This is a genomic window from Streptomyces sp. ISL-87, assembly GCF_018614095.1.
Lineage (GTDB): Bacteria > Actinomycetota > Actinomycetes > Streptomycetales > Streptomycetaceae > Streptomyces.
This window is the reverse complement of record NZ_JAGGOY010000031.1, coordinates 1-19372: the sequence shown is the minus strand read 5'-3', so window position 1 is coordinate 19372 and position 19372 is coordinate 1. Positions and strand designations below refer to the sequence as shown.

17 protein-coding genes are annotated in these 19372 nt (G+C 72.9%); 10 read left to right on the top strand and 7 right to left on the bottom strand.

Annotated features, from left to right (window positions below):
- Positions 1-12 precede the first annotated feature (12 nt).
- The 4 genes from J7I97_RS11935 to J7I97_RS11920 form a co-directional block, all read right to left on the bottom strand.
- On the bottom strand, positions 13-573 hold the full coding sequence (locus tag J7I97_RS11935) for a Clp protease N-terminal domain-containing protein (RefSeq protein ID WP_214933650.1): 561 nt from the start codon (positions 571-573) through the stop codon (positions 13-15).
- Positions 573-782, bottom strand: a complete 210-nt coding sequence (locus tag J7I97_RS11930) for a helix-turn-helix domain-containing protein (RefSeq protein WP_214933648.1) — start codon at positions 780-782, stop codon at positions 573-575. The genes J7I97_RS11935 and J7I97_RS11930 overlap by 1 nt, the downstream gene beginning before the upstream one ends.
- Before the next feature lie 60 nt (positions 783-842).
- Positions 843-1805, bottom strand: coding sequence for a zinc-binding dehydrogenase (locus tag J7I97_RS11925; protein WP_214933646.1), 963 nt, complete (start codon positions 1803-1805; stop codon positions 843-845).
- A gap of 391 nt (positions 1806-2196) precedes the next feature.
- Positions 2197-3399, bottom strand: a complete 1203-nt coding sequence (locus tag J7I97_RS11920; RefSeq protein ID WP_214933644.1) for an NADP-dependent malic enzyme — start codon at positions 3397-3399, stop codon at positions 2197-2199.
- Positions 3400-3922: 523 nt separating this feature from the next.
- Here J7I97_RS11920 and J7I97_RS11915 point away from each other — a divergent pair.
- From J7I97_RS11915 to J7I97_RS11905, 3 genes are read left to right on the top strand one after another with little or no spacing between them, the layout of a single operon-like run.
- Positions 3923-4882, top strand: coding sequence for an ABC transporter substrate-binding protein (locus tag J7I97_RS11915; RefSeq protein WP_214933642.1), 960 nt, complete (start codon positions 3923-3925; stop codon positions 4880-4882).
- A gap of 30 nt (positions 4883-4912) precedes the next feature.
- A complete protein-coding gene (locus J7I97_RS11910) occupies positions 4913-5863 on the top strand; it encodes an amino acid ABC transporter permease (protein WP_214933640.1) in 951 nt (316 codons plus the stop codon).
- Positions 5860-6627 (top strand): amino acid ABC transporter ATP-binding protein, encoded by a 768-nt coding sequence (locus J7I97_RS11905; RefSeq protein ID WP_285441141.1) that lies wholly within the window; start codon positions 5860-5862, stop codon positions 6625-6627. The genes J7I97_RS11910 and J7I97_RS11905 overlap by 4 nt, the downstream gene beginning before the upstream one ends.
- An 87-nt stretch (positions 6628-6714) precedes the next feature.
- On the opposite strand, the gene J7I97_RS11900 is transcribed toward J7I97_RS11905, so the two are convergent.
- Positions 6715-7470, bottom strand: a complete 756-nt coding sequence (locus J7I97_RS11900; RefSeq protein ID WP_214933638.1) for a trans-aconitate 2-methyltransferase — start codon at positions 7468-7470, stop codon at positions 6715-6717.
- A gap of 89 nt (positions 7471-7559) precedes the next feature.
- On the opposite strand from J7I97_RS11900, the gene J7I97_RS11895 reads away from it, so the two are divergent.
- A complete protein-coding gene (locus J7I97_RS11895; protein ID WP_214933636.1) occupies positions 7560-8189 on the top strand; it encodes an ABATE domain-containing protein in 630 nt (209 codons plus the stop codon).
- Here J7I97_RS11895 and sodX read toward each other — a convergent pair.
- Entirely contained in the window at positions 8093-8512 is a 420-nt protein-coding gene (gene sodX / locus J7I97_RS11890) for a nickel-type superoxide dismutase maturation protease (protein ID WP_214933634.1), read from the bottom strand. The two genes, J7I97_RS11895 and sodX, sit on opposite strands and share 97 nt — an antisense overlap.
- 171 nt (positions 8513-8683) lie before the next feature.
- Between sodX and sodN the strand changes: the two genes are divergently transcribed.
- A complete protein-coding gene (sodN, locus tag J7I97_RS11885; protein WP_136215065.1) occupies positions 8684-9079 on the top strand; it encodes a superoxide dismutase, Ni in 396 nt (131 codons plus the stop codon).
- A gap of 102 nt (positions 9080-9181) precedes the next feature.
- Here the strand turns inward: sodN and J7I97_RS11880 are convergent, their stop codons facing one another.
- Entirely contained in the window at positions 9182-9367 is a 186-nt protein-coding gene (locus J7I97_RS11880; RefSeq protein ID WP_008741559.1) for a DUF6104 family protein, read from the bottom strand.
- Positions 9368-9521: 154 nt separating this feature from the next.
- Here J7I97_RS11880 and J7I97_RS11875 point away from each other — a divergent pair, with 154 nt between their 5' ends.
- From J7I97_RS11875 to J7I97_RS11855, 5 genes are all read left to right on the top strand, one after another.
- Positions 9522-11615 carry a trypsin-like peptidase domain-containing protein gene (locus J7I97_RS11875; protein ID WP_214933632.1) on the top strand — a complete coding sequence of 698 codons (2094 nt, stop codon included), beginning with the start codon at positions 9522-9524 and terminating at the stop codon, positions 11613-11615.
- A gap of 261 nt (positions 11616-11876) precedes the next feature.
- The gene (locus J7I97_RS11870) at positions 11877-12902 is read left to right on the top strand and encodes a MoxR family ATPase (protein WP_214933630.1); all 1026 of its coding nucleotides are present in this window, start codon (positions 11877-11879) and stop codon (positions 12900-12902) included.
- Between the two features lie 4 nt (positions 12903-12906).
- Positions 12907-16782, top strand: coding sequence for an SAV_2336 N-terminal domain-related protein (locus tag J7I97_RS11865; RefSeq protein ID WP_214933629.1), 3876 nt, complete (start codon positions 12907-12909; stop codon positions 16780-16782).
- Between the two features lie 811 nt (positions 16783-17593).
- Entirely contained in the window at positions 17594-17788 is a 195-nt protein-coding gene (gene fxsA, locus J7I97_RS11860; protein WP_214933627.1) for an FxSxx-COOH cyclophane-containing RiPP peptide, read from the top strand.
- Between the two features lie 112 nt (positions 17789-17900).
- The gene (locus J7I97_RS11855; protein WP_251058724.1) at positions 17901-19286 is read left to right on the top strand and encodes an FxsB family cyclophane-forming radical SAM/SPASM peptide maturase; all 1386 of its coding nucleotides are present in this window, start codon (positions 17901-17903) and stop codon (positions 19284-19286) included.
- The last annotated feature ends 86 nt before the right edge of the window (positions 19287-19372 follow it).

The following is a 19372-nucleotide window of genomic DNA, read 5'->3' as shown; positions in this document are numbered from 1 at the left end:
CCGGCCACGGCACTAGGCCGCCAGGCCCGACTCGGCTTCCGCGTACGTGACTCCGTGGGCCGCCAGGACCTCGGAGGGCGTGCCCGGGCGGGAGAGCAGGGCCAGGAGCAGGTGCAGGGTGCCGATGTGGCGGTCCTCGCGGCCCAGGGCGATGCGCAGGGACTGCTCCAGTACCTTCTTCGCCCCCTGGGTGAAGGGCACGTGGCGGCTGTCCGGTTCAGGGCGGCCGAGGGCCGAGCGGAGCGAGGCTCCCAGGGTCCGGCGGCGGGGCGCCGCGGAGGAGAGGGCGCCTTCGCCGTGGGTCTCCTCGACGCGGGAGACGATCTCCGTGAGGTCGATGCCGAGCCCGGCCAGGGCTTCCTCGTCGGCCTTGGACATCCCGCCGCGACGGCGGGCCGCGGCGAGGTCCGCGGTGACCGCCGTGCGGTCCACGCCCAGGGAGTCCAGGGCGCCCTGCGCGAAGAGGGCGAGCAGCAGGTGTTCCTCGGTGACGGTGGAGTCCCCGGCCCGGCGGGCCTCGGCCACCGCGCCCGTCACCGTGCTCCGGGCGTCGGTCGTGAAGCGTTCGAACATCAAAGCCTCCCGTATTTCTTGTGCACGGCCTGCCGGCTGACGCCCAGCTCGGCCGCGATCTCCTGCCAGGACCACCCCTGGGCGCGGGCACTGCGTACTTGTACGGCCTCCAGCTGCTCCAGCAGCCTCCGGAGGGCGGTCACGGCACGCAGGCCCACGCGCGGGTCGTGGTCACCGGCTCGCGCGGCGAGATCGGTCGCTTCTGTCATGCCTGTCAATGTAGGTTGACACGGGAGGGGTGTCAACGGTGATTGACAAAGCGGTTCGCGTCACACCGTCAGGACGACCTTGCCGAACAGGTCGCCCGACGCGAGCTTCTCGAAGCCCTCGCGTGCCCGGTCCAGCGGCAGCACCTCGTCGATGACCGGCCGCAGTCCCGTCGCCGCGCAGAAGGACAGCAGGTCCTCCAGCTCGTCCTTTGAGCCCATGGTCGAGCCGACCACCTTCAGCTCCAGGAAGAAGATGCGGGTCAGCTCGGCGTGCGCCGGCCGGTCCCCGCTCGTGGCGCCGGAGATGACCAGGGTGCCGCCCGGGCGCAGGGACTTGACCGAGTGCGACCAGGTGGCCGCGCCCACCGTCTCGATCACCGCGTCCACCCGCTGCGGCAGCCGCGCGCCCGGCTCGTACGCCTCCACCGCGCCCAGTTCCACCGCCCGCTTGCGCTTGGCCTCGTCCCGGCTGGTGGCGAACACCCGCAGGCCGGCCGCCTTGCCGAGGGCGATCGCGGCGGTCGCGACCCCGCCGCCCGCTCCCTGGACCAGTACGGAGTCCCCGGGGCGGACCCCCGCATTGGTGAACAGCATCCGGTACGCCGTCAGCCATGCCGTGGGCAGGCAGGCGGCCTCCTCGAAGGACAGCTCGGCCGGCTTGCGCAGCACGTTCCAGGCCGGGACGCTCACCTGCTCGGCGAAGGTCCCCTGGTAGCGCTCGGTCAGGATCGAGCGCGGCTCGTCCGGGCCGACCCCGTGGCCGCTCTGGCCGATCACGGAGTGCAGGACGACCTCGTTGCCGTCCTGGTCGATCCCGGCGGCGTCGCAGCCGAGGATCATGGGGAGTTTGTCCTCGCCGAGGCCGACTCCGCGCAGCGACCACAGGTCGTGATGGTTGAGGGAGGCGGCCTTGACGTTCACGGTCACCCAGCCGGGTCGGGCCTCGGGAGCCGGGCGTTCGCCCAGTTCGAGGCCGCTGAGCGGCTGGTCACGGTCGATTCGGGCGGCGTAGGCAGCGAACATGCGGCCAGAGGCTACCGCTCGGTAGCCCCGCCTGGCCAGAGGCGCGGGGTTGCCGAACGCCTGAACGGAGGGTTCGTTCGACCCTCAACAACCGGTTGTACCAGTCAGTTTGTGCGCGTGCGGGGCTCAAGCGGAATGTCAAGAGCGATCCAAGATCGGGGGTAATATTCAAGCCACGCGGCGCGCTCGTCATGAGCCTGTCATTCCTTGGCCGTGGCCTGTGGCTCCGGACGGCGCGACCCCTCCCCGTTCGGGGGCGGGGAGGGTGCGCGTATGCCATCCGGACGCGGAGGAGGCCCGGCCGGATCATTCCGACCGGGCCTCCACCCGTTTGGCGCAGTGCGTCCCAGCATCGCTGAGCACCTGCTGAGCACCGCTCAGTGCGGCGATATCAGGCCAGACGGGCCACGCCGTCGGCCTTCGCGGCCGCGGCGACCGCGGCCGTGACGGCCTCGGCGACGCGCTCGTCGAACGGCGACGGGATGACGTAGTCGGCCGCGAGCTCGTCACCCACGACACCGGCGATGGCGTCGGCGGCGGCGATCTTCATGCCCTCGGTGATCCGGGTCGCGCGCACCTTCAGGGCGCCCGCGAAGATGCCCGGGAAGGCCAGCACGTTGTTGATCTGGTTCGGGAAGTCCGAGCGGCCCGTCGCCACGACCGCCGCGTACTTGTGCGCGACGTCCGGGTGGACCTCCGGGTTCGGGTTGGCCATGGCGAAGACGAAGGCGTCCTTCGCCATCGAGGCCACCGCCTCCTCCGGCACCGTGCCGCCCGAGACGCCGATGAAGACGTCGGCGCCGGCCAGGGCGCTCTCCAGGGAGCCGGAGAGGCCGCTCTTGTTGGTCAGGCCCGCGATCTCCGCCTTGACGTCCGTCAGGTCGGAGCGGTCGGCGGAGACGACGCCCTTGCGGTCGGTGACGCAGACGTCGCCGATGCCCGCGTCCACCAGGATCTTGGCGATGGCGATACCCGCCGCACCCGCGCCCGAGATCACGGCGCGCAGGTCGCCGAGGGTGCGACCGGTGAGCTTCGCGGCGTTCCGCATGGCGGCCAGCGTCACGATGGCCGTGCCGTGCTGGTCGTCGTGGAAGATCGGGATGTCCAGGGCTTCCTGGAGCCGGCGCTCGATCTCGAAGCAGCGCGGGGCGGAGATGTCCTCCAGGTTCACGCCGCCGAAGGACGGCGCGAGGCGGATCACGGTCTCGATGATCTCGTCCGTGTCCGTGGTGGCCAGCGCGATCGGGACCGCGTCCACACCGCCGAACTGCTTGAAGAGAATGGCCTTGCCCTCCATCACGGGGAGGGAGGCCTCGGGCCCGATGTCGCCGAGTCCGAGTACGGCCGTACCGTCGGTGACGACGGCGACCACGTTGGACTTCCAGGTGTACTCGTTGACGAGCTCCGGGTTCTCCGCGATGGCGCTGCAGACCTTTGCCACGCCCGGCGTGTACGCGAGGGACAGGTCGTCCTTGTTGTGGACCGGCACCGTGGCCTGGATGGCCATCTTGCCGCCCCGGTGCAGTGCGAACACCGCGTCGGGGTTGTTGTCCGTCGCGCTGTCGCTGCGAGGATTGACGATCTCCGCTGCCACTTTCTTGGCCCCTTAAGTCTTTGAATCGTTGAGGGTGACCACTCCTGGTTAAGGGGTGGGCGGGCACCGCGTCCGTACTCCGCATCGGCGGTTGGCCCGCCTCCGCGAAGGGGAGGTTCGTACGCGCGGGCGCGCCGCACGCGCGCCCTGAGCCCCGGATGAGGGGTGTAAGGATCCGTTTTACCGGAAGAACACTCGCTCAGACGAGTCGATTCCTGCTCGACTGTAAGCTCCTTGTCCTGGTTTTGGCGAAAAGTCCAAAGCCCCCTGTCCAGCAGGCGAGACGCACCGCAAAAACCGCGGCCTAAGGGGCCTGGCGCCGCGCATAGTGCGGCCGACAGGGGTCTGACCCGCAGGCCTGTTGGGCTGTCCGGGTCGCCCGTTATCCGATTTTGACCTGACTGCCTGCCTGAATGCGCCAGTCCGAATGGCAAGATGCCGTAACCACACAAGGCCGCGACACTCGATGGTGCGTGCCCGACCATTTTTCGGATGCTTTTCCACCAGCCGGAGGAACCAGCTCATGACCGCAAGCACCACCCGCCGCTCGACCGCCGCCCGGTCCCGGATCGCCGCGGTCGGCGCGATCGCGGTTGCCGGCGCCCTGATCCTCACCGGCTGTGGCGACCAGACGGAGGAGAAGTCCACCGGCACCCCCTCGGAGGCCACGAAGGCCAGCAGCAGCGCCCCGCTCTTCTCGGCCCTGCCGAAGAAGATTCAGGACGCCGGTGTGATCAAGGTCGGCACGGACTCCGCGTACGCGCCGATGGAATTCGTCGAGGGCGGCAAGATCGTCGGTGTCGACCCCGACATCGCCGAGGCGCTCGGCAAGCAGCTCGGTGTGAAGTTCCAGTTCACCGCGGGCACCTTCGACGGCCTGATCACCTCGATCTACACGGGCCGCCAGGACGCGATCATGTCGTCGATCACCGACAACAAGAAGCGCCAGGAGGGCCTGGACGACAAGGGCGAGAAGATCGGCAAGGGCGTCGACTTCGTCGACTACTTCTCCTCCGGCCTCTCGCTCCTCGTCAAGAAGGGCAACCCCGAGGGCATCAAGTCCATGGACGACCTGTGCGGCAAGACCGTCGCCGTCCAGCGCGGCACGATCTACGAGGACACCTTCAAGGCCCAGGCCGAGAAGTGCGGTGACAAGAAGCTCACCATCCAGGCATTCGACACCGACGCCGAGGCACAGACCCGCGTCAAGGCCGGCGGCGCCGTGGCCGACCTGAACGACTACCCGGTCGCCGCGTACACGGTGAAGACCTCGGGTGGCGGCAACGACTTCGAGGTCGCCGGCCAGCAGAGCGACGTCGGCCTCTTCGGCATCGGCGTGAGCAAGGAGAACAACCAGCTCCGCGACGCCCTCAAGCAGGCCGTCGACGCCATCATCAAGGACGGCTCCTACGCCAAGGTCCTGGAGAAGTGGAACGTGCAGGACAGTGCCGTGAAGGAAGCCACGGTCAACGCAGGTCAGTAAGTCCCGCAGCTCCACTGAAGGGCAGTCATTGTGACTGACAAGATCGACAAGGGTCCGGCCGCAACTCCGCCGGCCGGACCCGGCGCCTCGGGTACCCCGTACGAGGCAATCAAGGCAATCCCGGTACGGCACTACGGCCGCTGGGTCAGCGGTGTGGTCGTCGTCGCACTGCTGGGCTGGCTCGTCTACGCCTTCTCCCAGGGCAACGTCATCTGGAAGACGGTCGGCGACAAGCTGTTCGACCCGGCGATCATCAGCGGTCTCGGGAACACCGTGGTGATCAGCGTCGCCTCCATGGCGCTGGGCCTCGCCCTCGGCATCCTCTTCGCGGTGATGCGCCTCTCGAAGAACCCGGTGACGAGCGCCGTCTCCTGGCTCTACATCTGGTTCTTCCGCGGTACCCCGGTGTACGTGCAGCTGCTGGTGTGGTTCAACCTGTCGCTGATCTTCCAGTACATCAACCTGGGTCCGATCTACAAGAACGAGACCGTCGACGTCATGACCCCGTTCATGGTGGCCCTGCTGGGCCTCGGCCTGAACGAGGGCGCGTACATGGCGGAGATCGTCCGGGCCGGCATCCAGTCCGTCGACGAGGGCCAGACCGAGGCGGCGCACGCGCTCGGCATGGCCCAGACAAAGACCATGGGCCGCATCGTGCTGCCGCAGGCCATGCGCGTGATCATCCCGCCGACCGGCAACGAGTTCATCAACATGCTGAAGACCTCGTCCCTGGTCTCGGCGGTGCAGTACACCGAACTCCTGCGGGCGTCGTCGAACATCGGCAACACGGCCGGTGCCATCATGGAGATGCTGTTCGTGGCCTCCGTCTGGTACCTGGCCCTGACCAGTGTCTTCAGCGTCGGCCAGTACTACCTGGAGCGCCGCTTCGCCCGTGGTTCCACGCGGAACCTGCCGCCGACGCCGTTCCAGCGCCTGCGTGCCAACCTGAACATGTTCCGCCGTACGGAGGTCGCGCGATGACCGCCCAGCCGATGGTCAAGGCAGAAGGCGTCCACAAGTCGTACGGCGCCGCCCACATCCTCCGGGGCATCGACCTGGAGGTCGCCCCGCGAGAGGTCTTCTGCCTGGTCGGCCCGTCCGGCTCCGGCAAGTCGACCTTCCTGCGGTGCATCAACCACCTGGAGCGCATCAACTCCGGGCGGCTCTCGGTGGACGGCCAGCTGGTCGGCTACCGCCAGAAGGGCGACAAGCTCTACGAGCTGAAGGACAGCGAGGTCGCGGCCCAGCGCCGCGAGATCGGCATGGTCTTCCAGCGCTTCAACCTCTTCCCGCACATGACGGCCATTGAGAACGTCATGGAGGCGCCGGTCCAGGTCAAGCGTGAGAGCAAGGCGGTGGCGCGTGAGCGCGCCATCAAGCTGCTGGACCGCGTGGGCCTGGGCGACAAGGGCGGGAACTTCCCCTCCCAGCTCTCCGGCGGCCAGCAGCAGCGTGTGGCGATCGCCCGCGCGCTGGCCATGGAGCCGAAGCTGATGCTCTTCGACGAGCCCACCTCGGCGCTCGACCCGGAGCTGGTCGGCGACGTCCTCGACGTCATGCGGGACCTGGCCGAGTCGGGCATGACCATGATCGTGGTCACGCACGAGATGGGCTTCGCCCGCGAGGTCGGCGACAACCTCGTCTTCATGGACGGCGGTGTGGTCGTCGAGTCCGGCCACCCGCGCGACGTCCTGGGCAACCCGCAGCACGACCGGACGAAGGCGTTCCTGTCCAAGGTGCTGTAGGTCTCCGGCATGCGGGAGGGGCGGTACGGGTTCGTTCCCGTACCGCCCCTCCCGCATTTCCGCTTCCTGCTTCCTATTTCCTGGTTCCTACTTCAGGCCTAGGACCAGTCCGTCGGACGGGGAGCGCCAGACGGTACGGGCCTCTGCGAAGCCCGCCTCGCGCAGGGTGCGGGCGTGCCAGGCGGCGTCCGGGGTGTCGCCGTCCGCGTGCTCCCCGTAGATCTCGTAGCGGCGCTTGGTCGGCTCGGCCAGCACCGGGTCGGCGGCCGCGAGGGCCCACCAGTCTGTCCAGTCCAGTGCCCCCGCCTCGCGGGCCCGGTCCATGGCGGCGTGCCGGTGGGCGCGCTCGGCGGCGTTGATCCGCGGGGTCGCCGGGTCGGGCATGTGGTCGGCGTTCATGAAGACGCCGCCCTCCCGGACGAGCGGCGCGAGCTGCCCGTAGAGGACGGCGAGCGCCGGGCTGTGCAGCCAGTGCAGGGCGGTGGCGGTCAGCACCGCGTCGTACGTGTCGTGGGGGAGCGCCGAGGTCCAGTCGGGGTCCTTGAGGTCGGCGGTGACGAAGGTGACCCGCTCGTCGCCGGCGAAGTGGCCCCGGGCGATCGTCAGCAGGGCCGGGTCGAGATCGACTCCCGTACTGGAGGCCTGCGGGAACCGCTTGAGGACGCGGTCCGTAGTACTTCCCGTACCGCATGCGAGATCCAGCACCCGGGGGGTGGGTCCCACCAGCGCCTCGACCATGTCCAGCATGACCCGGAACCGCTCCTCGCGGTCGGGCATGTACCACTCCTGCTGGCGGTCCCAGCTGTCCTGCCAGGCCTTCCAGTCGGTCACGGTGTCCGCCATCCCGAACCCCTCCGTCCGTAATACTCTCGAATACGTCTTATCCGTTACGCCGTTACCGAGACATTAATCCGCAGCCGTAAGGACTACAAGTGGAACTGGCCCATTACTCGGACTATGCCGTGCGCCTGGTCAACACCGAGGAGCCGGCCCGCAACAAGGACTCGCTCACCTCGGTGGACGCCGTACGCGCACTCTTCGGCGCCGGGGTCCAGTCCGCCCGCCGGGCCACCGACGCCGACGTCACCCGCTTCCGCAACGTGCGGGGCCGGCTGCGCGCCGTCTTCGAGGCCGCCGACGCGGGCGACCACGTCCTCGCCGTCGACCTGCTGAACTCCCTGCTCCTGGAGTTCCCCGTCAGCCCCCAGGTCTCCGGCCACGACACCCTCGGCGAGGACGGCAGCCCCCACTGGCACATCCACCTCGCCGACCACCCCTCGAACGCCTCCGCCGGATACGCCGCGCTCGCGTCGTTCGGGCTGGCCTTCCACCTCACCGAGCACGGCCCCGACCGGCTCGGCCTGTGCCAGGCGGCGCCCTGCCGCAACGCCTACCTCGACACCTCCACCAACCGGTCCCGGCGCTACTGCTCCGACCGCTGCGCCACCCGGGCGAACGTGGCCGCCTACCGCGCCCGCAAGCGGCTGGAGGCCGAGGGGTCCGCCCGGAGCGGCCGCAGCGCCGAGGCCGCCCAGGACAGCCACGCCCTCAGCGAACGCTGATCCGCCGCGCGCGGCCGGAAACGCAGCACGGCCGTCGCCAGCACCAGCTCCTCGGGCACCGTCCCGTAGTCGGTGCTGTCGCCGGTCTCGTTGTACGGGTTGTCGCCGAGCACCCACCAGCCGCCCGGGCGCCGCTCCACCGCCCGCTTGACCACCAGCAGGTCCTGCTGGAACGGATGCCGCAGCACCACCACGTCACCCGGACGGACCACCGCCCCGTACCGGACCACCAGCTGGTCCCCGTGCAGCAGGGTCGGCACCATCGACGGACCCGTCACCTCCGCCACCCCGAAGCGCCCCCGCGAGCGCCTGTTCTCCACCATGTGCGTCCTCCTCGTCCCTCCCGCATGCTGCCGTACGCGTCCGTACATTCGCTCACCCCGCCTCCGGCGACCCTGGACTTTTGTCCTAAGCCCCTGGGGGCGCCCGCGAATTCCGGTTTCCGAGCGAGTAATCTCCCCCTTGAGAAGACGATCACGAGGAGGACAAACTCCATGCTTTCCCGCCTCTTCGCCCCCAAGGCGAAGGTCTCCGCCCACTGTGACCTGCCGTGCGGCGTGTACGACCCTGCCCAGGCCCGCATCGAGGCCGAGTCCGTCAAGGCCGTTCAGGAGAAGTACCAGGCCAACGACGACGCCGACTTCCGCGCGCGCGCCATCACCATCAAGGAGCAGCGCGCCGAGCTGGCCAAGCACCACGTCTCGGTGCTGTGGAGCGACTACTTCAAGCCCCCGCACTTCGAGAAGTACCCGCAGCTCCACACCCTGGTCAACGACACCCTGAAGGCCCTCTCGGCCGCCAAGGCGTCGAACGACCCGGCGACCGGCCAGAAGGCCCTCGAGCTCATCGCCGAGATCGACCGCATCTTCTGGGAGACCAAGGCCGCCTGACCGCAGCCGCGTCTCACAGCCCGAAGGGGCCCGACCGTTCGGCGGTCGGGCCCCTTCGGCGTGGGCGTTGTAGCAGCTCTGCCCGGCTGCTCCGCGGGTGCTCTACTCGTCGTCGGCTTCGTCGTCGTCCAGGCGGGCCAGCCAGGTGGCCAGGCGTTCCACCGGGACCTCGAAGTCCGGGTTCAGGTCGACGAAGGTGCGGAGCTGCTCGGCGAGCCACTCGAAGGTGACCTCCTCCTCGCCGCGCCGCTTCTCCAGCTCCTCGATGCCGCGATCGGTGAAGTACAAGTCGGGCTCCGTGCCGTGATGAGGGTGTGCAGGGGGTGTTTCCCGCCAGGATAATCCGCATACCGAAATAGATCTCCCGCCGTCCCCGCCCCCGGCGATAGCCTGGACGGCCTCAATGGGGCACACGGGAGTCGGGGGCCGATAGATGCCGGTCGTGCGCACGGGCAGCTCCGCGCGCGCCTTCGAACTCCTCGAACCGCTCGTCCAGGCGGCCACCGTACGCGTCCACGCCCCGCCGGACGGGTATGAGACCCCTGGCACCGGCCCCACGTGGGGGAGCGGCTTTTTCGTCGCCCCGGGCTGGGTCCTGACGTGCGCGCACGTGGTCGGCGAAGGGGGTGGTGCGGTGCGTCTGGTGGGGCGTGAAGTCGGCATCACCTTCTCCTCCGGGGGCCACGGCGCCACGGGGACCGTCGCCGGGCGCGTGGAGTGCGTACTGCCCGAACGGCTGGAGCGGCACCGGCCGGGCCGGCGGTCCCTGTGGGACCTGCCCGACCTGGCGCTGGTCCGGGTACTCGCGCCCATCACGCACGCCTGCGTCTGGCTGACCGACCGGGCCAGGCCCCGGCTGGAGGAGGCCGCCTACTTCGGCTGCACCGAGGACCTCGGCGTACCGGAGATCACCGGCCGCACCACCCGGCTGCGCGGCACCGCGGCGAACGGCGCAGCCATCCGGCTCGGCGACGACGACGAGATCGAGCCCGGCATGTCCGGCGGCCCCGTGGTGGACCTGGCCCGCGGCGAGGTCGTCGGCGTGGTCAAGGCCCGCCGGCACACGGGCGGGGGCGGGCTCGCCGTGTCGGTGGCCCAGTTACGCACCCTGCCGATGGCCGCCACCGGGCAGACCGGGCTGTACCGCAGGGTCATGCAGGCCCACGACCTCTACCACTACGACCAGCACCTGAGCGACCTGGACAGCCGGCGGACCTGGACCGACGTGCACGACGAGCTCCCGGCCGGGGACGGAGACCCGTACGGCGGCCGGCGGCTGACCCCCGGGGAGCGCACCACGCTGTGCGGGCTGCTCGCCGAACTGCCCCCGCCGGGCTCCTCCGAGGCGGTACGGGAGCTGGCCGAGGCGGCCCGCGGGGAGGAGCCGGATCCGGCACTGCCGGCCCCGTTGAACTGGCGCGACGGGCTCGGGCTGCTGCACGATCCGCCGGGCGGGGCCGGGGAGGCCGTGGCGATGCTCCGGTACGCCACCGACGTGAGCGTGGCCGACTACCGCGAGCCGCCGTCCCCGGGCGCCGACGAGGAGCTGTGGGACTGGGTGCGGGCCACCGCCGAGCGGCTGTGGCGGCCCCTGCGGCGGGAGTTGGCCGAGCGGCACGAGCGGGGTCTGGCGGAGCGGGCGCGCCGCCGCCGGCGGTCGGCCGGACACGCGGTGCACGGCCCGGCCCGGCCGGCCGGGGTGCTGCCGACGGGGCCCTCGGTCCTGCTGGAGGCGTGGGCGCACGGCTGGGAGGACGTCTACGACTGGCGGGTCTCGGTGCTGGCGGGGCCGGCCCGGCCGGGGCTGGTGACGCCGGTGGAATCGGGCGTACGGGCCACCCTGGCGGCTCTGCCGGAGGTGCTGCGGGCGCCGCTCGCGGAGGGGTTCCGGCGGTGCGACACGCACGAGGCGGCGGCGCTGCTCGAAGTGGCCGTGGCGCCGGAGCTGTTCGGGCTGGCGGTGGACGAGTGGGCGGTGGCCGGCGGGGTGCCGGTGGGGGTGCAGCGGCCGGTGGTGTTCCGGCACGCCTCGGGCGGTTCCGGTTCCGGTTCCGGTTCCGGTTCCGGAACCGGAACCGGTGTCGGCGCGGAGGCGGCGGCCGGGCGGTGGACGCGCGTGCAGGCGGGGCCGCTGCTCGACGAACGGGCCGACTGCGTACGGGGGCGGCCGCGGAGCCCGGATCCGGGCTGGCTCGCGGGACTCGCGGACAACACCGTGCCGGTGCATTGCCGGGCGGCGGCGCTCGAACCCACACTGGGCGCGCTGCACGTCGTACGGGAGGCCGGGTACGGGGTCGCCGTCTGCCGGAGGCCTCCGGAGGATCCGGGGGTGTCGTGCGCGCCGTTCCACCGGGGCCTGCGGGAGGAACTGGCCGAGGCGGGACGGGGCGCGGCGCTGCCGGTGCGGATGCAGGCGCTCCGGGCCCGGGCCCACGGGTCGGACCCGGACGCGTACTGGGCGGCGGGGGCGGGGCTGGTCTGGGACGACCCGGCGCGGCCGCTGCCGGAGGACGAGCCGTTGCAGGGGGACCTGTGACGGGGCGCGGCCCCGACGGGGTGCGGGGTACGCGCGGTGACGGGGGACCTGTGACGGGGCGCGGCCCCGACCGGGTCCGGGGTACAAGCGGTGACGGGGGACCTGTGACGGGGCGCGGCCCCGACCGGGTCCGGGGTACAAGCGGTGACAGGGCGCGGCCCGGACGCGGCTCGGGACACGCGTGGAGTGCGCCCCTTGCCCGCGCCCCATATCCCGGGCGGTGGCCCGGGTTTCGGACTGGCAGTGCGGAGGGGAGCTCCTGTGAATGACGAATGGCTCATCTACCGGGGCGTCGGTGAGCCCCACGACGGGATCGAGGCCCTGCCCGGACCGCCGCCCTGGCGTGACTTCGACGGCGGGCCCGTCGGGGAGGCCGGCGGGGTGGAGGACGGGGACGTCGCGCGGCGCCTCGGGGCGCACCGGCAGGCCGCCGAGATGCACCGGCCCGAGCCCGAGGAGCTGGACGCCGTCAACGCCGCGCTCTACCTGCGGCGGCCGCTGCTCGTCACGGGGTATCCGGGGACCGGGAAGTCCACTCTGGCGCACGCCGTCGCCCACGAACTGAAGCTCGGGCGGGTACTGCGCTGGCCCGTGGTCTCGCGGACCGTGCTCCAGGAAGGGCTGTACCGCTACGACGCCATCGCCCGGCTCCAGGACGTGCAGATCGCGGCCGGCGGCGGGGTCGTGGGCGGGGCGGGCGGCGGGGCCGGCGGCGGAGCGCCCGGGATCGGGAAGTACATCCGGCTCGGGCCGTTGGGGACGGCGCTGCTGCCCACCGCGCGGCCCCGCGTGCTGCTCATCGACGAATTGGACAAGAGCGACATCGACCTGCCCAATGACCTCCTGAACGTGCTGGAGGAGGGGGAGTTCGTGCTGCCCGAGCTGGAGCGGGTGGCCGATACCGAGCCCGAGGTGCAGGTACTCACCGACGACGGGGCCAAAGTGACCGTCCGGGACGGGCGGGTGCGGTGCCGGGCCTTTCCGTTCATCGTGCTGACCAGCAATGGGGAGCGGGATTTCCCGGCCGCGCTGTTGCGCAGGTGCATTCAGCTCAAGCTCGGCCAGCCCGGGGAGAAACGGCTCGCCACCATGGTGCGGGCACATCTGGGTGAGGAAGCCGCGCAGCTGGGCGCCGATTTGATCCGGCAATTCCTCAGCCGGTCCCGGTCCGAGCTCGTCGCCGCCGACCAGCTCCTCAACGCCATCTACCTGACCCACTACGCCGCCCCGCCCACCCGGGAGGACCTCGCGGACCTGCTCATCCAGCGCCTCGACCGGCCGAGGTGACGCCATGCGCGAGCTGATCGCCCTGCTGCGTGCCGCGGGCCTCGATCCGTCCGCCGGGGAACTGGCCGACGCGCTGTGGCTGGCCGGGCAGACGGCCAGGGGCCCGGCCGGGGGCCGGCCTGAGGAAGAACCCGGGACGGCGGCCGGGGCGGCGGCGGCCGACTCGGCGGCCGGCACGGTGATTCCGGCTCCGCGGCCGGAGGGGGAGGAAGGGGAGGAGGGGCACGGGGCGCCGCGCGCGGGGGAGTCCGTAGAGGAGGCTGAAGATCCGGTCAGGCTGTATGCCCCCGGGGCGCGCCCGGCGGCCGACACGGAAGCGGAAGCTGAAATTCTGGTCGAGGGCGGGGTGCCCGTGCGGGTGCCCGGAGCGGCTGCGCTGCCGCGGATCCTGGAGATCCAGCGGGCCCTGCGCGCCCTCCAGCGGCACCGGCCGGCCGCCCCGCCCACCCGGACCGTGCTCGACGAGCCGGCCACCGCCGAGGCCAGCGCGCGGGCCCTCGGGCTGGTCATCCCGGTGTTCCGGCCGGAGAGCCGGCGCGAGGCGACCGTACGGCTGGTGATGGACGCGTCGCCGTCGATGGCGGTGTGGCAGGACATGTTCGAGGAACTGCGGTCCGTGTGCGAGCGGCTGGGCGCGTTCCGGGACGTGCAGGTGTCCTACCTGCACCGCCTGGCCGACGGTACGGCGGTCGTCGGGCGCGGGCCCGTGCCGGGGGCGGGGCCGGGGGCCGGGCTGCGGTCCGGGGATCAGCTGCGGGACCCCACCGGGCGGGCGCTGACCATGGTGGTGTCCGACTGCGCCGGACCGGTATGGCGGGAGGGCGAGGCGCAGCGGCTGCTGTACCGGTGGGCCGAGTGCACGCCGTGCGTGGTCGTCCAGCCCCTGCCGCAGCGGCTGTGGAGCCGGAGCTGGCTGCCGACCGAGCGGGGCACGCTCTCGCGGGTCGACGGCGGTGGGGGGAAGCTGAGATTCAGGTCAGAGCGGCCACCGCGGCCGGGGCGGCCCACCGGAGGGCTGACCGTGCCGGTGCTGCCGCCGAACGCGATCGCGATGGGCGCGTGGGCCCGGCTCGTCGCCGGGCTGGGCACCGGGCCGGTGCCGGCCGAGGTGGGCCGGGTGCTCGCCGACCACCCGGCCGCGCCGGTGCCGCCGCCGCGGGCCGTCCGGCCGCCGCGTGAACTGGTGCGCCGCTTCCGCTCCTCGGCCGCGCCCCGGGCCGTACAGCTGGCGGTGTACCTGTCGGCCGCGCCGCTGACCCTGCCGGTGATGCGGCTGGTGCAGCGCACGATGCTGCCGGACTCGGAGCCGTCGGACCTGGCGGAGGTGCTGCTCAGCGGGCTGCTGCGGCGCGGCCCCGACCCCGGCTGGTACGAGTTCGCGCCGGGGGTGCAGGAGGTGCTGCTGGGGCCGCTGGGGCGGGACGAGGCCGCGCTGGTGCTGAAACACTGCTCGGAGTACGTACTGGCCCACTTCGGGCGGGGCGTACGGAACTTCCCCGCGCTCGCGGTCTCCCAGCTGACCGGGGCGCCGGTGGCGGAGGAGCCCGGGCCGCTGACGGAGGTGCGGCTTCCGCAGGCCTTCGCGCAGGTCTCCGCGCAAGTGGTACGCCGCTACCTGCCCGGGCCGCCGGAGGAGGACGCGGCGGCGCCGCCCCAGCCGGCGCCGCCCGCGCGGGAGTGGGCGGTGCGCACGGCACGAGCCCGGCTCGCGGACGGGGACCAGCGCGGGCTGTACGAGGCCGTGACGGTACTGCGGCGGGCGGTCACCGCCCCGCCGGGGCCCGGTGACCCGCCGGGGGAGGCGGAGTTCGAGCTGGCGGAGGCGTTGCTGAGGCTGTGGGGGGTGCAGCGGGATCCGGGACTGCTGGCGGAGGCCGAGCGGGCGGCGCGGGCGGCGACCGGGCTGCCGGGGCGGCTGGCGCTGGGCCGGGTGCTGTACGAGCGGGCGCGGGTGCCTGTCGAACCGGACGCCGGTCTCCTGGAGGCGGCGGAACGGGAGTTCGCGGCGGTGAGCGCGTCCCCGGGAGCGGGCCGCGCGCTCCGCCTGGACAGCGCGGTACGCCGGACGGAGACCCTGATCCGCCTGAGCGACCTCCGCTCCGACCCGTCCCCCCTGCGAGAAGCCCGCTCCGCCCTGGAAGCCCTGGCCTCCCGCAACGCCCCGGCCCTCCACTTGGACCCCAGCCTGGACCCGGGGGTGGACCCGGGGGTGGACCCGGGGGTCGGCCCCGCCCGGGGCCCCGCCCGAGGTCCCGCCCGAGGTCCCGCCTCGGGCCGGGACTCCGCCTCGGGCCCTGGCCGGGGCTCGGCTCCGGGCCGTGGCCGGGACTCCGCGTCGGGCCCTGGGCGTGACCCCGCCTCGGGTGGCCGGGACTCCGGCTCGGGCCCTGGGCGTGACCCCGGCCTGGACCCCGGCCGTGAACCTGCCTCGGGCCGTGGCGGGGGCTCGGCCGTGGCTCCCGGCCTGGACCTGGTCGCGGACCCTGCTGCGGACTCCGCTCTGCACCTGGCTCTGGGCCGGGTGCTGTTGGCCCTGCTGGCCTACACCGCCGGTCCGGGGGGCCGTACCGACCTGGCCAGGCTCGCCGCGGTCCATCTGGCTTGGGCCTTGGGGGGCTTGGAGCTGGAGGGCGGCGAGGGCTTGACGGCTTTGGGTACCCCGATTCCGGGTGGGCTGCTGCCGTTCCCGGACGCCGGTCACCGGCGGGCCCGGGTGAGGGTGGAGCTGGCCACGGCTCTGCGCCACCTTCCCGGGCGGCTGGAGGAGGCGGCCGGGCAGCTGGCCGCAGCGCTGGAGGAGGCCGACGGGGATCCGGAGCTCCGGGTGGCTGGGCTGGTGTGCCTGGCGAGGGTCCACCGGGAGCGGCACGCACGGGACGCGGACCCGGTGGCACTGGAAGACGCCGCCGAGGCGTACGGGCGGGCCCGGCGGCTGATTCCCCGCGACGGAGACGCCTACGGGGAGCTGTTGCCCGAGTGGGGCGACGTACTCCTGGCCCGGGCGCGGGCCGCCGACGGGCGGCGGTTCACGTCCACCGCCGTACGGGTGCTGCGCGAGAGCCGGGCGGCGGTCCCGCAGTCCGACCCCCGAGCGGCGCACCGGCTGCGGCGGCTGGCCGCCGGGCTCCGGCTACGGCACGCGTACGAAGGGGACTTGGTGGACCTGCGGGAGGCGGAGTACCTCCTGGAGCTGGCCGTCCGGCATAGCCGGTGCCCGCTGGAGCAGGCCCGCGCCTGGCGGGAACACGGCGACGTGCAGCAGGAGATCCACGCCCATACGCACGCCGCGGACCGCCTCGACCGCGCGGCGGACTCCTACCGGCGAGCCTGGCGGGCCGCCTTGGAGGCCGACGCGGAGCACAACGACGACCCCGACGGCACACGACGGCCCCCCGAAGGGCGATACGGCACGCAGCGCGACGGCCAGTACGGCGCCGGCCAGTACGGCGGGGAGGCCGGTCCCGGGCGCGGGATGGAGCGCGACGGCCGGTCCGGTGCGGAGGGCGACGGCCGGTCGGGCACGGCGCGCGGCGGTGAGCGTGGTGCCGAGCGTGGCGGCCGGGACGGCGCCGACCGTGGCGGCCGGTCCGGCACCGAGCTGGACAGCGAGCATGGAACTGAGGGCGGCCGTCAGTCCGGCACGGAGCGCGGCGGCGAATACGCCCCGGAGGCGGTGGGCCGGCGGGAGGAGGGGCCGGACTCCGCGGTGCGGCTGGCGGCGCGGGTGCAGCAGTTGCGCGGTGAGGTGCTGGAGCGGCTGGCCCGGCCCCGGGCGGCGCTGGACGCCTATCGCTCCGCCCTGGAGCTCTGGCAGCGCCTCGGCGGCGACCCGCCCGCGCCCCTCCGCGACCGGATCCGTGAATTGGAGGCCACCCTGTGACCTACCGGGCCTGGGGGCTGCCCCTCGTCCACGCCGGGCGCGGTGTCCGGCGCGCGCACGCTCACCGCGTTCTCGTCGGTCGCCGGCGCGTCCCCCCAGCCAACGCCGGCATGCGCCCCACCGCCTCGGCTCTCTCCCCCCAGCTTCGGCTGGGCCAACCTTCGGCCGGGCTCAACCCTTCGGCTGGGCCAGCCTTCGGCCGGGGCCGACCTCCGGCTGGGCACCGACCTCCGGCTGGGCACCGACCTCCGGCTGGGCCCCAACCTCCGGCTGGGCACCGACCGCCGGGCGGCCCCAACCTCCGGGCCGCCCCAGCTCCGGGCCGGGCTCAACCTTCGGCCGGGCCGAGCCTCAGCTGGGCTCAACCTTCGGCCGGTTCAACCCTTGGCCGGGCCAACCTTCGGCCGGTTCAACCCTTGGCTGGGCCGAGCCTCGGCCGGGCCCCAACCTTCGGGCGGGCCCCAGCTCCGGGCCGGGCCCGATCTTCGGCCGGCCTCCCGACCCTCGGCCAGGCCCGACCTTCGGGGCCGGGCTCAACCCTTCGGCCGGGCAGACCCTCAGCTGGGCTCAACCTTCGGCCGGTCCCACCACCGGGTGGGGCCCCAGCTCCGGGTGGGGCCCCAGCTCCGGGGCGGGCCCGACCTTTGCTATCGCGTCGCGCACGCGTCAGGCGTCGCCGCAGGCTGGTCCGGGCCGGGGGCCGGCCCGGTGCAAGGGACAGGGGCCGGGCGGTGGTCGTTTCCCGGTGGCGGGGGGCGGGAAAGGGCAGTGGACCACCGAACGTGCGACGCACCAGGGGGGCATCCGGTACATGGTGACCCAGCATCAGCAAGCGGAGGCGACCGCCCGGGCCTGTCCCGGGAAACTACCGGACCTCTCCGGGCTGGATCTGGCCGCACTGCGCGGCATCGACCATCCTGTGCTCGCCCAGGTGATCGAAGGCATGGTGGAGCGGGTCACGCACCCCGCCGAGATCCTGAACGCCTTCGACTCCGGAGTCGACTGATCCGGCTGTTCTGAGCGGGAGTTGACCACTTTCCGCCGTTAGCCGCGCCCATCCGCCGGGCAGGGATGAACCGGCTGCTGGGGGAGGTGGCCGGGGGAGGGAGGTACAGGCGATGAGGCGCAGGACCACGAGTGACGACGCCGTGCTGCCCGCACCCGGACCGGAACCGGTACAGGCACTGGTACCCGCACCGGAACCGGCCCAGGCCCAGGCACTGGTACCCGTACCCGCGCACCGTAGCCATGACCTCCATGCCCTCCATGCGCCCTGGCCGTACGCCCGGCTCGACGTGCCCGCGCTTCGCGCCGCCGGCCACCGGCCGTACCCGATCCGCCAGTTCGTGCTCAAGACGCACAGCCGCTGCAACCTCGCCTGCACCTACTGCTACGTCTACGAGATGGCCGACCAGGGCTGGCGCGGCCAGCCGCCCGCGATGAGCGCGGCCACCGCCGCCCGCGCCGCGCACCGGATCGCCGAGCACGCCGCCGCCCACGACCTGACCCGCGTCGATCTCGTCCTGCACGGTGGCGAACCGCTCCTCACCGCGCCCGCCGGGCTCGCCGTTCCCGTCGAGGCAGTACGGGCCGCCCTGGCCCGGCAGTCACCGCGCACCCGGCTCACCGCCACCGTCCAGACCAACGGCACGCTGCTCACCCGCGGACGGCTCGCCGCGCTGGCCGCCGCCGGGGTCCGGGTCGGCGTCAGCCTCGACGGCGGCCTCCCCGCACACAACGCCCGCCGCGTGGACCACGCCGGGCGGCCCGGGTTCGGGGCCGCCGCCCGGGGGCTGAGGCTGCTTGCGCGGCATCCCGGGAGTTACGCCGGGGTGCTCTGCGTCGTCGATCTCGCGCAGGACCCGGTGGAGACGTACGAGAGCCTGCTCGCGTTCCGGCCGCCCGCCCTCGGGCTGTTGCTGCCGCTCGGGAACTGGAGCAATCCGCCGCCGGGGTATGCGGAGGGCACTCCGCCGCCGGGGTATGCAGAGGGCGGGAGCGACGAGACCCCTTATGCCGACTGGCTGCTCGCCGTCTTCGAACGCTGGTGGCACGACGGCGTGCGCCGTACCCGGATCCGGATCTTCGAGGAGATCATCGCTCTGCTGCTCGGCCTGCCCGAGGCCACCGAGACCCTCGGCCTCGCCCCCGCCGCCACCGCCGTGATCGAGACCGACGGCAGCATCGAGCAGGCGGACTCGCTGAAGTCCGCCTACGAGGGCGCCGCCGCCACCGGACTCACGCTCGACCGGCACAGCTTCGACGAACTCCTCGACCATCCGGGGCTCGTCGCCCGCCAGCTCGGGCGGGAGGCCCTGGCCGGCACCTGCCGCTCCTGCGAACTCGTCGAGGTGTGCGGCGGCGGGCACTACCCGCACCGCTTCCGCGCCGGCGAGGGGTTCCGCCAGCCGTCCGTGTACTGCGCCGACCTCCAGGTCCTGATCCGGCGCATCGGCCAGGCGCTGTACGAAGCCGCCCAACAGCCCCGGCAGGCCGCCTCATGACCGACCGAACCGACCGCACCGACCCCGCCGCCGACCCCGCCCGCGCCGACTCCGCCCCCTCCGCCCGCGCCCCCTCCGCCCGCACC

Bases quoted from the DNA above. Each gene is read 5' to 3' on its own strand.
- fxsA (WP_214933627.1), top strand. From the start codon at position 17,594: ATGGTGACCCAGCATCAGCAAGCGGAGGCGACCGCCCGGGCCTGTCCC.
- J7I97_RS11935 (WP_214933650.1), bottom strand. From the start codon at position 573: ATGTTCGAACGCTTCACGACCGACGCCCGGAGCACGGTGACGGGCGCG.
- sodX (WP_214933634.1), bottom strand. From the start codon at position 8,512: ATGGTGGAGAACAGGCGCTCGCGGGGGCGCTTCGGGGTGGCGGAGGTG.
- J7I97_RS11855 (WP_251058724.1), top strand. From the start codon at position 17,901: ATGAGGCGCAGGACCACGAGTGACGACGCCGTGCTGCCCGCACCCGGA.
- J7I97_RS11900 (WP_214933638.1), bottom strand. From the start codon at position 7,470: ATGGCGGACACCGTGACCGACTGGAAGGCCTGGCAGGACAGCTGGGAC.
- J7I97_RS11930 (WP_214933648.1), bottom strand. From the start codon at position 782: ATGACAGAAGCGACCGATCTCGCCGCGCGAGCCGGTGACCACGACCCG.
- J7I97_RS11865 (WP_214933629.1), top strand. From the start codon at position 12,907: ATGCGCGAGCTGATCGCCCTGCTGCGTGCCGCGGGCCTCGATCCGTCC.
- sodN (WP_136215065.1), top strand. From the start codon at position 8,684: ATGCTTTCCCGCCTCTTCGCCCCCAAGGCGAAGGTCTCCGCCCACTGT.
- J7I97_RS11905 (WP_285441141.1), top strand. From the start codon at position 5,860: ATGACCGCCCAGCCGATGGTCAAGGCAGAAGGCGTCCACAAGTCGTAC.
- J7I97_RS11925 (WP_214933646.1), bottom strand. From the start codon at position 1,805: ATGTTCGCTGCCTACGCCGCCCGAATCGACCGTGACCAGCCGCTCAGC.
- J7I97_RS11915 (WP_214933642.1), top strand. From the start codon at position 3,923: ATGACCGCAAGCACCACCCGCCGCTCGACCGCCGCCCGGTCCCGGATC.